The sequence below is a fragment of the Rahnella sp. PAMC25617 genome (assembly GCF_050606005.1).
In the GTDB taxonomy this organism is placed as follows: domain Bacteria; phylum Pseudomonadota; class Gammaproteobacteria; order Enterobacterales; family Enterobacteriaceae; genus Rahnella; species Rahnella variigena.
Genome location: NZ_JBOCUM010000001.1, coordinates 15,883 through 29,634, shown reverse-complemented (window position 1 = coordinate 29,634; position 13,752 = coordinate 15,883). Strand labels below are relative to the sequence as shown.

The 13,752-nt window shown below is 52.9% G+C and carries 8 protein-coding genes; 3 read left to right on the top strand and 5 right to left on the bottom strand.

Features of this window, described 5'->3' with window-relative positions; translation table 11 throughout:
* Positions 1-47 precede the first annotated feature (47 nt).
* Genes bcsB through ACM615_RS00100 form a run of 4 tightly spaced genes read right to left on the bottom strand, consistent with a single transcriptional unit; the run spans position 48 to position 6,287 of the window.
* Positions 48-2,558, bottom strand: coding sequence for a cellulose biosynthesis cyclic di-GMP-binding regulatory protein BcsB (gene bcsB / locus ACM615_RS00115; RefSeq protein ID WP_431011244.1), 2,511 nt, complete (start codon positions 2,556-2,558; stop codon positions 48-50).
* A complete protein-coding gene (gene bcsA / locus ACM615_RS00110; protein WP_112291837.1) occupies positions 2,555-4,654 on the bottom strand; it encodes a UDP-forming cellulose synthase catalytic subunit in 2,100 nt (699 codons plus the stop codon). The genes bcsB and bcsA overlap by 4 nt, the downstream gene beginning before the upstream one ends.
* Positions 4,655-4,683: 29 nt before the next feature.
* Positions 4,684-5,487: a cellulose biosynthesis protein BcsQ gene (gene bcsQ, locus ACM615_RS00105; protein ID WP_112291838.1), complete on the bottom strand. Its 804-nt coding sequence runs from the start codon at positions 5,485-5,487 to the stop codon at positions 4,684-4,686.
* On the bottom strand, positions 5,478-6,287 hold the full coding sequence (locus tag ACM615_RS00100; RefSeq protein WP_159281847.1) for a cellulose biosynthesis protein BcsO: 810 nt from the start codon (positions 6,285-6,287) through the stop codon (positions 5,478-5,480). Before ACM615_RS00100 ends, bcsQ begins: the two co-directional genes overlap by 10 nt.
* A 558-nt stretch (positions 6,288-6,845) precedes the next feature.
* Here ACM615_RS00100 and hmsP point away from each other — a divergent pair.
* The 3 genes from hmsP (at position 6,846) to ACM615_RS00085 (ending at position 12,176) form a co-directional block, all read left to right on the top strand.
* The gene (hmsP, locus tag ACM615_RS00095; protein ID WP_431011243.1) at positions 6,846-8,828 is read left to right on the top strand and encodes a biofilm formation regulator HmsP; all 1,983 of its coding nucleotides are present in this window, start codon (positions 6,846-6,848) and stop codon (positions 8,826-8,828) included.
* A 236-nt stretch (positions 8,829-9,064) separates the two neighbouring features.
* Positions 9,065-10,357: a dicarboxylate/amino acid:cation symporter gene (locus tag ACM615_RS00090; RefSeq protein ID WP_112291844.1), complete on the top strand. Its 1,293-nt coding sequence runs from the start codon at positions 9,065-9,067 to the stop codon at positions 10,355-10,357.
* 316 nt (positions 10,358-10,673) lie between these two features.
* On the top strand, positions 10,674-12,176 hold the full coding sequence (locus ACM615_RS00085; protein WP_431011242.1) for a M16 family metallopeptidase: 1,503 nt from the start codon (positions 10,674-10,676) through the stop codon (positions 12,174-12,176).
* Between the two features lie 618 nt (positions 12,177-12,794).
* Here ACM615_RS00085 and ACM615_RS00080 read toward each other — a convergent pair.
* On the bottom strand, positions 12,795-13,733 hold the full coding sequence (locus ACM615_RS00080) for a sugar kinase (RefSeq protein WP_132966505.1): 939 nt from the start codon (positions 13,731-13,733) through the stop codon (positions 12,795-12,797).
* Between the last annotated feature and the right edge of the window lie 19 nt (positions 13,734-13,752).

Here is a 13,752-nt window from a genome sequence, read left to right as displayed (position 1 = left end):
TGAAACACAGGCGACTTTGATTGTTTTTGTTATACAGCCGATGCTTTTCATTTCTGACCCAGACGTTTAGCCGCATGACGACGCAGGACGACGAACAGGCTCAGGCCAATCACCAGCGAAACCAGGGTGGCGATCAGCGACAGGATCACGATATGTGTGCTGGCGTACCAGAGCACCATCATGTACCACGGCATTTGTCCGGTCGGGAATTGCTGGCCAACGGAGAAACTGCGGATGCCATTTTCATCGGTAATGATCGCCAGATCACCGCGCACGTTGGCGTTAATTTTTGGCGATTTCAGGTCGTTATGGATTTTCAGCAACTGCTGATCGTCTGTACCGGTCGCGACCACCACCACGTGATCGTTAGACCAGCGCGAGCGGTAACTGACGAAGCCGCGCCATGCGCCGGTCGAGGACAGATACCGGTCGGCATCCACCGGCTGGCGGTACCAGTCACCGGTCAGCCAGGCCACGAGACGCTGGACTTCGGTGGGCGTTTTTACGCCCATCGCACCGGCATTGATGCTAAACGGCGAGTCAGCCAGCAACTGCTGATTGAACGGCGTATCGCCAAGCGTAGTGACGGCCAGAATATCGCGGTCAAACAGCGGGTTATTCTGTTCGTCGCCCTTCAGACCAAAGGCCACCTGAACGTGGTTCACCGGCACACCGGTGGCTTTACCGGCGCGTGAGGCGAGGTTCAGCAGGGTATGGATTTCATCCGCCGTCGGCGTTTGCGGCAACAGCATCAGTGTGTCGGAGAAATCAGCCAGTTTGGAATACGGATAAGACGCACCGACGAAATACGACAGGTTCGGCAACTGGGCGAAGTGATAGCTTCCGCTCAGATCGATGAAGGATTTCGGGTCGATACGGCTCTTGATGTTATCGCTGGTCAGAATGCTGCACGGCGCATCTTTTTTCGGCTTGATGTCGAAATAAAATTGCAGCTGGTTATCGCCGTAAATCAGGTACGGCGCGAGCTGGATGGTGTAGCGTTCCTGACGGCTGTCACCGCCCAGACGACGCCAGAGGTTCTCGATCAGTCCGACTTTGTTCACTGTCAGGCTGCGCAGATAATTGCTGTTGATGGAGACATTCAGCCTCGAGCTGTCTTCATCAATCCAGTTTTCGGTCGGGAAGCGGTAATCAATGCGCACCGGAATATTGTGACCATCCCACATGAACAAGTCCGGCGCAGCGCGGAATGCCACCTGAATACCGTCGTGATAAATTCCGTTAGAAATCAGTGAATCCTGATCTTTACCCGCCAGTTCACCCAGCGTGACCGGCCGTGAGGTATCAATCCAGCGCGGCGCGTCATACGGTTTGCTCGCAGGAATGGTTTGCTGTGCGACATCCAGATGATCGACGCTATTAGGCATTCCGCCGCTGATCAGGCGATATGCGGCCTGACGCAGTTCGTTGTCGTCATTGCCCAGCACCAGCAGCAGTTTGTAGACAGGATTAATCGGGTTATCGATGATCTGAATCGATGCGCCGTTGCTCGCCGGCAAGGTCAGCGAACCGATTTTATCCCCCGGCTTGCCGAACAGAATGCCGTTCTGATCCGGCAAATCGTTCAGGATGACCGGGAAATCGACGCTGCGATAATCGGACAACATGCCGAGATAAGAAGAGACCATCGCTGCTGCGCTGACATCTCCGGGTTTCATTGACGCCGTAAAGCCCATGGTGATTTTGGACTCCTGCATCTGCAGGCCATCAAAGAACGGACGCGGGAAGTTACCCAGATTGCGGCCGATATTGAGCTGCTGACCTTCCAGACCAATGCTGGTGGTCGGCAAAATCGTGACCCAGTATTTATCCGACTGATCTTTCTCGCAGGTCATGGTGTTGCTGTCATGCACGCGGAAGCTCAGGTTATTGCTGGACACCACCATCGCAGACGGGATATCCAGATCGTAAACATCGCCGCCGTTACTGCTCTGGTTCAGCGGCAGATTACCCAGCGGCTGACCGTTGAGCATCAGCTCGAGCGTGGTATCGCGGGCAATCAGCGCCGGAGAAATTTTCAGCGCCAGCGAAAGATGCGCGTTGGTCACCACTTCGTCCGCTGGCAGGGTGAAGAGAATGCCCGACTGTAACTGGCCGCCGCTGAGCGTCAGCCCGTTTGGCTGTCCCATTTCCGCCACGGTAATATTACTGGTGACCGGCTGAACCAGCGGGATCACCGGTGCCGGCGCGGCGACCGGATCGGTAACCGGAGCCACAGGCGCAGACAGTGAGCTGCTGTTATTCACCGGCGTGGTATCGGCCTGCGGGGCGTCAGCAGCCGGAGCAGAATCTGCAGGTGCCGCATTGCTGGCGGGCGTTGCGTTGTCTTCCGGCATCGGTGTGACCGGCGGCAGCCACGATGGCGCAGCGGGCAAACTGGTGGCAGGATCCACTGCCGGAGCTGGCGTTTCTTCCGCCTGCGTGAACGGCAGGCTGCTGAACGTCAGCATCAGGCCGGTGGTGATTTTTCTGAGCAGGGACGCCCCCGGCACAGCAGAGAAACGGCGCTTTACGGTCGGTTCAGGTAGTCGGTTCATGCTGCTTCACTCTTGCTGGCGGCGTCAGCGGGTTTATCTTTAGCACGGCGTTCTTTCCACGTGTTGTAGAACAATTCGAACACGCAACGGATGATGCTGAGCAGTGATTTGAACGGGTTATCCTGCGGGTATTCTTCCCCAATCCAGGCGTCCGCTCGGCATAACACCACGCGTACCAGTTCACGGCGTTTTGAGAGCGGCAGGTTTTCAAATTGCAGACGAATGCGCTCTTTGTTGCCGCTGACCTGGCTGACCGGGAAGCTCTCGGCGCCGGATGAAAGCTGGATTTCCACTTCTTCAATTTCTTCTTCGAGATAACGCACATCCGGCGTCACCAGTTGCACGCCACCCATCGACATATCGATCGTGGTGGTGCGCAGTGAAATCCCGTTGGCGTAATGAATAATCGCCGGGATCGCCACATCAACACGGATGGTTTTACGCACCTGACGCGTCTCTTTCGCCACTGCAATTGCCGCCAGCAGGATCAGCACGCTGAAGCTGCCCCACGCCACATTGAGCGCGATAACGCTGGGATCAATAGCAAAATAATCGTGGAAGATGGCGCGCACTATTCCGTAACCGATACCGATAAACATCAGGATCGCGACAATCAGATGCGGCTTCACAATGTTGAAGTCAAAGAAGCCGACGTCAAGCAAACCGCCTTTGTCCGTCACGTTGAACTTGCCGCGTTTTGGCGCCAGCAGGGTCACAATCGTTGGCAGGATCAGGTGGAACGCCATGACGGTTTCATAAATTTCACCCCAGAAGGTGTAACGGAAACGGCCATTCATGCGGGAGTTGATGTACAGCGACATCACCAGGTGCGGCAGCGCGTATGCGAAAATCAGGCTGGCGGACGAGGAAATGATGTTCAGATTAAACAGCAGGAACGCCAGCGGAGCGGTCAGGAAGACCACGCGTGGCAGGCCAAACTGGAAGTGCAGCATGGCGTTCAGGTAGCACAGACGTTGCTGCCATTTCAGACCACGGCCAAGCAGCGGATTATCGACGCGGAAAATCTGCGTCATGCCGCGCGCCCAGCGTGTACGCTGAATAACGTGCAGGCCGAGACGCTCTGTCGCCAGACCGGCGGCCAGCGGGATATCCAGAAACGCGGTATTCCAGCCACGACGCTGCATTTTCAGCGCGGAGTGGGCATCTTCGGTGACGGTTTCAACGGCAAAGCCGCCGACTTCTTCCAGCGCCACGCGGCGGATAACCGCACAGGAGCCGCAGAAGAACGTCGCGTTCCAGTTGTCATTACCCTGCTGAACCGGACCGTAGAACAGCGCACCTTCGTTGGGCATGGTGCGGCCAGCGGAAAGGTTTCGTTCGAACGGGTCGGGCGAATAGAAATAGTGAGGCGTCTGGATCAGCGCCAGACGTGGGTCTTTCAGGAAGCTGCCGACGGTGGCCTGTAAAAATGCGCGGGTCGCCACGTGGTCGCAGTCGAACACGCAAATCAACTCGCCCTTAGTGAGTTTCATCGCATGGTTAAGGTTACCGGCTTTGGCGTGGGAGTTATCATTACGGGTGATATATCCCACGCCGGCGTCCGCTGAGAACACCGCAAATTCGTCGCGCTTACCATCATCCAGCACGTAAATTTTGATTTTATCTTTCGGATAATCGATGCACTGCGCCGCCAGAACGGTATCGCGAACCACGTCGAGGCTTTCGTTATATGAAGGAATATACACGTCGACGGTTGGCCATAAACTGATGTCATCCGGCAAAGGTTCGATGGTGCGTTTTAATGGCCAGGTGGTTTGCAGATAACCCAGCAATAAAATCAGCCAGACATACAGTTCGGCAAGGAATAAACCGATCCCTAAAATAGCTTCAATTGTGGAATTAAAATGCAGTGTTTCCGTGGCGCGCCAGTAAATATAACGCGTCGACATGATGATGGACATGATCACCATGACCACACTAATGCGGCGGCTTTTACTGATGCCGAGCAGGAATAATAGCCCGATGCTGATCAGGCCAAAAATGTACTGCTTCTGGCTGTCCATCGGCGTGATGATGATGACTGCTGCCACCGGCAGCAGCAGAAGAACAAGCAGGGAAAACAGGAATTTATTCATCGCTTTGGGGTCGCTGTTATCAGTGATAGTTAATAACTGCCAGATTTAGGCGCGGCGTGTAATTCACCATCACCGACTTTAATCCCTAAGATGGCGGCGACTTTTTTGCTGATCAGTTCAATATCAAATGCCGAAGCGGATACCGGACTAAAATCAATAATAGAGCGCTGCGAGGCATTCGCCTCTGGCACGCATTCATCCCTGTGGATTGTGCCCAATAATCTTTCATTTAAACGCTGTTCGAAAAATTGTGTGACATCGCGACTTAATGTACGACGGGTGTCACTTTGATTGACGACGTAATATTCACCCTTCTTATTATTAAGCGGGGTGCCAATTAATTTATTCTTTTCCATTAACGGCAATAAAGATAATGACGCGGTATCGGCAAGCATGACCACAATATGTAAATCCGCAATAGCCTGAACCGCTTTTAATGCCGGACTTGGACCCGGAGGGAAATCAGCAATAATAATTAAACCCGGATAATTCAGGACGGTATTTAATCCGCGCTGTAAAAAATGCGGATCGGTGGCCAGCTGGTGCTCAAATTCAAGACGCTGGTCTTCGTTGACTTCGCCATAAGGTAATACAAACGTATTTGAACCCGCCTTGAGAATAAACTGGCTCCAGTCGGATTCGTTACCCGAACCTGCCACAAAGCCGCGGGTATCGGAAATAGGCACACCGAAATGAAGGCGAAGGGCGTTCTGCACATCAAAATCAATAACCAGCACTTTGCTGCCACTGCGGGCGAGCGAATAGGCCAGGTTGGAGGCCACCGTGGTTTTTCCTACCCCACCTTTCGGTGAACAAACGCAAACTAACGGCATGAGGCAATCATCTCTAACAGGGGTTGAAGCGGGGTGTCGCGATGTAAATAAGCGCTGGCAGGCTGCGGAGCCCGCTGTTTAAACATCTGTTTAAAGCGCTGGTTAGCATCAGCTGACGCCGGGGACGCGGACGCCACTGGCGCTGTGCTGCGCACAGGCGCAGGGCTGTAAGCGGGCGCTGAAGGTTGTACCGGCGGCTGGTGATACACCGTCGCTGCGGGTTGTTGTACTGGCTGAAGCCCCTGAACCGGTGCGGGTTGAACCGGATTAGGTGCAGGTTGTTTTGGTGCTTCAGGCATGGCTTTACGCAGCGAATCAAGTAAACCCGATCCGCTGTCAGGAATAACAGACTGTGCGTGCAATGTCAGTGCCGGGTGAACAGGCTGATGCTGTGCGGGCTGAACCGGTGCTGGCGCGGGTGCAGCAGCAGGAGGCAGCGTTTCACGCAGCGCATCCAGCAAGCCAAATCCGGCAGCCGGAGGAGCCACTTCAGAAGACATTGGCGCGTGTGCCACGGAGGGTTGCGTTATCTGGCGGTTATCCTGGTGTTCATTCACAGGCCGGGCAGCAGACAGGGAAAATTCATCCGCAGAAATAGACTGAGGGGTGGGTTGCGTCGAACGGCCATTATCGAGAGGACCGGCAGGATCTTCGCTGGCGGAAACTTGTTTAATCAACGTCCACTGATTCATTGAACCGGTAATGGATTCACCCGTTGATTTTTCATTAAGCTCTTTATAATCAAGCTTTTCCAACTTCGTCTTATCCATAAAACGTTTAATATCGTCATATTTATTCATAAATCCCGCCCGGTAGGATTATATATATCGGTGTTTTCTGGACGTCAAAACGACCCTGAATGGCCGTTAACAAAGAGTGTGAAAAGTTTAATTTTTTTAAAGTTTTTAGTGGGAATAAGACTCGTCTTAATATATCAGTTCTTTTACAGGATAGAGCAGTTTTTACAAAAAATAGGAATTTCCCGCATAAAAACGAGGGTGATGTAACTGGCTGTCGCAAAAAGGTTTTTGATGTTATTTTACTGCTTGTTTGTCTTAAGGTAGCTGAAAAGTTTGTCTTTATTGTGATGTATAGCGCATAAACTTCATCAGTGGTGCTGAACCTGGTATGTTCTGGCTGTGGTGATATCCGGTTATGCTTCGTAATGTATGTTTTTCGTAAGTTAATTATCTTAACGGATAGTTAGTTTAGAAGTATTTTGGCAAACATGTTGTTTTTTATAGCCAAAATATTGACTCAGACCTCTTAAAAACGCGTTATAAGGTATACTGCGCAGAAGTACCGTTCCTGTTAAGGTGAGCGGGTCAAAACGTGTCTGCGGTTAATGGAGAATAAAGTTGCGGGTCAGGCGTTCATTAACGATCAAACAGATGGCGGCGGTTTCAGGCATTGCTGCATTCACTATCTGTATCTTTATCGTCATCCAGCTGTTTCACTTTGTACAGCAGCGGAGGGATGATTACGCCCAGCAACTTGAAAATATTGCGCATTCTGTCCGTGAGCCCCTGTCGCAGGCCGTACTTGATGTCGATCTGTCAGAAACGCAGGACATCCTTAACACGCTGCAACCGGTGGGTATTCTGAGCCGTGCCGATGTGGTGATGCCCAACCAAATTGCGGCGCTGCATACGCATTTCCCGCCTGGCCGCCCGGTGCCGCAATGGGTTATCCGCGGTTTTAATTTACCGGTGACCATTTCAGTTCCTCTCTATTCTGCTGCTGCCAGCCCAAAATCGCCCAAGCCGCTGGCATTTCTGGTGCTTCAGGCTGATTCCTACCGTATGTATCAGTTCATTATCAGTGCGCTGTCGACCATGCTGACCACTTATCTGCTGCTGGCACTGATCCTGACGATTTCCGTGAGCTGGATTGTCAACCGCCTGATCGTTAAACCGCTACGCACGATTGCCCGTGAGCTGGAATCCCTGCCGGAAAGCGAAGTGCCTTATCATCAGCTGACGCTGCCGCAACGTCATGAAGACGACGAAATCGGCATGCTGGTGCGCAGCTACAACCGCAATCAGCAACAACGAGAAAAGTTACCGCAAAAGAGTGATGACGTGTCGCTGTGTTCCGGAAGCAGCCTGAATAATGAAGAACAATTCATTCTGCGCCTGCAACAGCGGCTCAGTTCAGCGGAGCCTGAGAAAGGTTTCCACCTGCTGCTGATCGGTATCGAAAGTCTGCGTGATGACGGCCATGTCGATTGCCCGCTGATATCTTCCATTATGGATGTGCTGCCGGAAAACTGTCTGATGGCGCGTCTGAGTTACAACGAATTTGCCCTGCTGGCGGGAGACATTGCGCGTCCCTTTATGGCGATGCGTCTGGCACGACAAATCATGGAGCGCATCAATGCGCCACAGGAAAGTGATGCCGGCAATATGTCGCTGCATCCGACGGGCAGTATCGGTATCGTCCAGCACACAGGCGAATTCCCGGTGACGGCGCAGCAGATGATGTCTAACGCGCGTGCCGCCAGACTGTCCGCTTATCAGCAAGGTAAGAATCAGATCCTGTTCTTTGAGCCTGAGCTGACCGAGAAGATTCAGAAACGTTTATTGCAGGAAAACGATATTCTGCACGCCATGGAGCAAAGCGATTTCACGCTGTTTATCCAGCCGCAGATGAATATGAAAACCGGCGCAGTGGTCGGCGCGGAAGCCTTGCTGCGGCGTAAAATGCCCGACGGCAGTTACGGGCTGGAAAGTGATTTCATCGTGCTGGCCGAAGAAATTGGTGTGATGAGCCTGTTGGGTTACAAGATTCTCGAACTGGGTTGCCAGATCCTGGCGGACTGGCAGCAGCGCGGCATTACATTGCCCTTGTCGGTCAACCTTTCCGGCGTGCAGGTGCAGCAGCGTAATTTCCTGCCGGAACTGCGCAGCCTGCTGAGCCGTTACAAAATCAATCCGGGACAACTGGTTCTGGAAATTACAGAAACGGCGCGGATTGAAGATTTAGATCGCGCGCTGTTGCTGCTGAGTGAATTACGCGCAGCAGGCGTATCGATTGAACTGGATGATTTTGGCCTGGGCTATTCAGGTCTTGAATATCTCAACCGCCTGCGTTCGCTGCCGATTGATGTCATCAAAATCGACCGCAGCTTTGTCAGCGTGTTGCCCGGGGACGAAGTGATGGTGAACATTGTGGCGTCCATTGCACGTGCAATGAATATCCAGCTGGTCGCTGAAGGGGTCGAAACCGAGGAGCAGCGTTTGTGGCTGCTGAACAAAAATATTCACCTCGGGCAGGGGTATTTATTCTCCCCGCCGCTTTCCAAAAAAGAATTTGAGCGCAAATTCTGCCAGCCTGCCTGAACGCTCTGAATGGCAGGAAACCCCTTCCTGCCGGCACTTTTTCTGACTCTCTTTGATTTCTTTACTTACTTAAATCTGAGCTGAATGGTTTCCGCTCTGGTTTTTCATGAGTCGTCATTGCGCAGAGAAACGAAATATTTCCATCATGTTGTGTAGATGTTACTCCAATGCACTCGCCTCATTATCTTTGACCTTAAAAAACCAAGGGCGATGCACTCACTTCAGGATGGGTATTCATGAAAAAATCACTCTTCAAGAGTCTGTATTTTCAGGTTCTTTTAGCAATTACTGTGGGCGTACTGCTGGGGCATTTCTATCCGGACATCGGCGCGCAAATGAAACCGTTAGGTGATGGTTTTGTTAAGTTAATCAAGATGATCATCGCACCTGTTATCTTCTGTACCGTCGTCACCGGCATCGCAGGCATGGAAAGCATGAAAGCGGTGGGGCGCACCGGCGCCATCGCGCTGCTCTATTTTGAAATCGTGAGTACTCTGGCACTGATTATCGGGCTGGTGATCGTCAACATCGTGCAACCGGGTGCCGGGATGAACGTCGATCCTGCAGCGCTGGACGCCAAAGCCGTCGCGGTTTACGCCGAGCAAGCACAAAGTCAGGGCATCATTCCTTTCCTGCTCGATGTGATCCCATCAAGCGTGATTGGTGCGTTCGCCAGCGGTAACATCCTGCAGGTGCTGCTGTTTGCGGTGCTGTTTGGATTTGCGCTGCATCGCATGGGTCACAAAGGTCAGCTGATTTTCAATGTGATTGAAAGCTTCTCAGGGGTCATTTTCGGCATCATCAACATGATCATGCGCCTGGCACCTTTGGGTGCTTTCGGGGCGATGGCGTTCACTATCGGTAAATACGGCGTCGGTTCTCTGGTCCAGCTCGGTCAGCTGATCCTGTGCTTCTACCTGACCTGTATTCTGTTCGTGGTGGTGGTGCTCGGGCTTATCGCGCGCTTCACCGGTTTCAGCATCTTCAAATTTGTGAATTACATTAAAGAAGAATTGCTGATCGTTCTCGGCACCTCGTCCTCTGAATCCGCACTTCCGCGTATGCTGGATAAAATGGAGCGTCTGGGCTGCAAAAAATCCGTGGTCGGCCTGGTTATCCCGACGGGTTATTCCTTCAATCTGGACGGCACCTCGATTTATCTGACCATGGCGGCGGTCTTTATCGCTCAGGCCACCAATACCCATATGGATATCTGGCATCAGATCACCCTGATTGTGGTACTGCTGTTGTCTTCAAAAGGCGCGGCGGGCGTGACCGGCAGTGGCTTCATCGTACTGGCGGCAACATTGTCGGCGGTAGGGCACTTACCGGTGGCAGGGCTGGCGCTGATTCTGGGCATTGACCGCTTTATGTCTGAAGCGCGTGCGCTTACCAATCTGGTGGGTAACGGCGTGGCGACTATCGTGGTGGCAAAATGGTGTGATCAGCTCGATGAAGGGCAGCTGAAAGCGACGTTGAATGGCCAGAAAGGCCTGACAGAGGCCGAGAAGTCCGCTTCAGGTTTCTAAATAATGGCCTGATGATGGATGAAAATAGCGTTAAACGTTTCTAAAAACGCATTTATTTAGCCTCATATCCCCTAATATCCACCGGTTGCTTGATGTAACCGGTGGATTATCTTCATAATATGTCCCCAGAACGCCACCTCCGGCTATTATTCCCAGAATATTTTTGACGGCTGCGCGACTTTGCAGGAAAAGCGCGGTCTAACGAAGGATTGTATTTTTCGTCCTTAAACTTACGCATTCAGTTCCTGTGGGCGAGTCAACTGACACCGGCAGGACAGCAAATTTAAAATTAGATTGTCATTACGTAGGGGTTCACATGCAGGGCACCAAAATCCGTTTACTCATTGGTGGATTGTTGCTGGCAGCAGCCGCAAGTCATGTGCAAGCTGAAGCATTACAACCTGATCCTGCCTGGCAGCAGGGGAAGCTGGACAATGGATTTACCTGGCAGTTGCTGACGACGCCGCAACGCCCGAGCGATCGTATCGAATTACGCCTGGTGGTTCGCACCGGCTCGCTGGCAGAATCTGCCCAGCAATCAGGCTATGCCCATTTCCTTCCGCGTCTGGCACTGATGCACAGCGAAGGATTCAGCACGTCTCAGTTACAATCTTTATGGCAGCAAGGTATCAATCCGCAGCGCCCGATGCCGCCGGCTGTCAGTTCTTATGACTTCACCATGTATAACCTGAGCCTGCCAAATAACCGTCCTGATCTGATGAAGGATGCGCTGAACTGGCTGGCGAATACCGCCGGTAAAATCTCCGTGACGCCTGAGCTGGTGAGTGCCGCGCGTCAGGAATCTCAGGATCCGGTGGGCTCTTTACCGCAAAATACGCAGGATGCCTGGTGGCGTGCGCGTATGGCCGGTTCGACCCTGGTCGGGCACAGTCCCGATCAGTTGCCGACAAAACCTATCAATATCGAAGCCTTAAGCAAGTTTTATCATCAGTGGTATACCCCTGATGCGATGACGCTGTTTGTGGTTGGGAATGTGGATAGTCGTGGTCTTAGCGAACAAATCAACCGGACTTTCTCTGTTCTGAAAGGCAGCCGTCAGACCCCACAAACCTTGCCGACGCTCTCTGAAGTCACGACCAAATCGATGAGCGTGATGGATGAAAATCTGACTCAGGATCGTCTCTCACTAATGTGGGACAACGCCTGGCAGCCGATTCAGGATTCACAGGCGCTTTCCGCGTACTGGCGCAGTGATTTAGCCCGTGAGGCGCTGTTCTGGCATTTGCAGGAAGCCCTGAAAACTGCTTTCGAAAATAAGAAAGATGCCACCACACCGGGCCCGTCACTGGGCTTTGACTGCAATGTGCAGTATCAGCGCGCCCAGTGTGCTATCCGTATCGACGCCCCACAGGCGAAGCTTGCCGAGCTGTTTAAGCGTTTGTCCGAAGAGTTGCTGGTGGTGCGTGATAAAGGCATTTCGCAGTCTGAATTTGATGCGCTGATTGCGCAAAAGAACGATCAGCTGAGCAAGCTTTTCGCCACCTACGCCCGTACCGACACCGATGTGCTGATGAGCCAGCGTTTGCGTTCCCAGCAGAACGGCGTCGTGGATATCGCACCGGAACAGTACCAACAATTGCGTCAGCAGTTCCTTACCACGCTGACGTTGCCGGTGCTGAATCAGGAGCTGAAACAGCAGCTTTCCCGCGAACCCGCGATGCTGATTGCACAACCGAAAGGCGAGTCTGAACTGAACGCAGGTGAACTGCGGGCGGTGTATGACAAAGTGATGGCACCGGTGGAGAGCGCTCCGGCAGCGGATGCACCTGCGGCATCGGCGGCGACGAGTGCGCAATAAGGGGCTTCCCCTTATTTATCCCCGTTTTAGAAGGGAGAAAGTTTCGGTTTCTTAATTGTCGTGATGACTTAACTCGCTGCGCCGAAACCGCCCAAGAGAGGGAAGTGCTTTCCCTCTCTTGGATCTCTCCCCGCTTTTACAACCAGCGCTACCGCTCGCTGGCTATGTTTCAGCAACCGCAATGACAGGCTGGAAATCTTGCCGCTTTGCGGTTCCTTCTCTCGGTCTTCGAGCCATAGGTCTCGAAGCCGCTCCGTTCAGCAAGATTTCTGAATCGCCCGCACGATCTTAAATTCAACATCAAACTGATGTTTATCTTTTAGAAAAGTGGATTGGCGTGCTCAAAAATGGCACCGAATGAACGGTTCGAGACCTATGGCTCGACACCTGAAATTCGGGAATCGCGCAGCGATGACATTTTGCGCCACTCACTTAAGTGACAGAACATGTCCGTCTTGCCTGCGGTAGCGCGCAGTAAAAAGACGTGGGAGATCCAAGAGGGGCCCATCATGGCCCCTTTTGGGCGGTTTCGGCGCGGTGAGTTAAGTGAGCGCAGCACTTAGGAAACCGAAACTTTCACCGTCTTACGACCCAGCCTTCACTGAAAGTGAAAAACCGTTATACCCGCTCCGGCATAAACTCCATCGGGATGATCGCCCCGCGATGCTGAATCACGGTGCTCGCTGTCTCATGCCCGCGCACTGCCGCTTCCACCGCACTTCCGCCGGTGAGCCTTACTGCTAAATACCCGGCGCTGAAGGAATCCCCTGCGGCGGTTGTATCGATCACTTTCTCTTTCGGCAATTTCACCGCAGGCACATCGTGCTGCTCGCCTTCGGCGCTGGACACGATGCAGCTGTCGGCTCCGCGTTTCACCACCACTTCGCTGACGCCCAGCGCGTGGGTGCGTGCGATCACTTCCTCATACGGCTTCTGACCCCACAACATGTCTTCATCGTCGAGCGTCAGGAAAGCGATGTCTGTGCAGGAAAGCATTGCGTTATACGCGGCCTGCGTCTGTTCTTTGCTGGCCCACAGGCGCGGACGATAGTTGTTGTCGAAAATGACTTTGCCACCGCGTGAACGGCAGGCTTTCAGCAGGGTCATCAGACGGTCACGGCTTTCATCGTTAAGGATCGCCAGACTGATGCCGCTCAGGTACAGATAATCGAATTCTGCCAGCTTCTGACAAATCTCTTCGGATTGCGGGCTGTCGAGCCAGTAGCGCGCGGCGGCATCATTGCGCCAGTAGTAAAAGGTGCGCTCGCCGGTGTCGTCGGTTTCAATCACATACAGGCCAGGCAGTTTGTTTTCCAGACGCTGAGTCAGATCTGTGTTCACGCCTTCCTGCTGCCACGCCTGCAACATCTCATTGCTGAAACTGTCGGTGCCGAGCGCGGTAACGTAATGGACGTTCAGCGCTTCAGGGGAAACCTGACGGGAAATATAAACAGACGTGTTCAGCGTGTCACCACCAAAACCCCGGTGGAGGGCATCGCCTTTCTGAGATAATTCGATCATGCATTCGCCGATTACGGCAATGTTTTTGCGGGTCATTGTACCTGGCCTATGTCTG

Coding starts and splice junctions, on each gene's coding strand:
- bcsB (WP_431011244.1), bottom strand. CDS start 2,558: ATGAACCGACTACCTGAACCGACCGTAAAGCGCCGTTTCTCTGCTGTG.
- bcsA (WP_112291837.1), bottom strand. CDS start 4,654: ATGAATAAATTCCTGTTTTCCCTGCTTGTTCTTCTGCTGCTGCCGGTG.
- bcsQ (WP_112291838.1), bottom strand. CDS start 5,487: ATGCCGTTAGTTTGCGTTTGTTCACCGAAAGGTGGGGTAGGAAAAACC.
- ACM615_RS00100 (WP_159281847.1), bottom strand. CDS start 6,287: ATGAATAAATATGACGATATTAAACGTTTTATGGATAAGACGAAGTTG.
- ACM615_RS00090 (WP_112291844.1), top strand. CDS start 9,065: ATGAAAAAATCACTCTTCAAGAGTCTGTATTTTCAGGTTCTTTTAGCA.
- ACM615_RS00085 (WP_431011242.1), top strand. CDS start 10,674: ATGCAGGGCACCAAAATCCGTTTACTCATTGGTGGATTGTTGCTGGCA.
- ACM615_RS00080 (WP_132966505.1), bottom strand. CDS start 13,733: ATGACCCGCAAAAACATTGCCGTAATCGGCGAATGCATGATCGAATTA.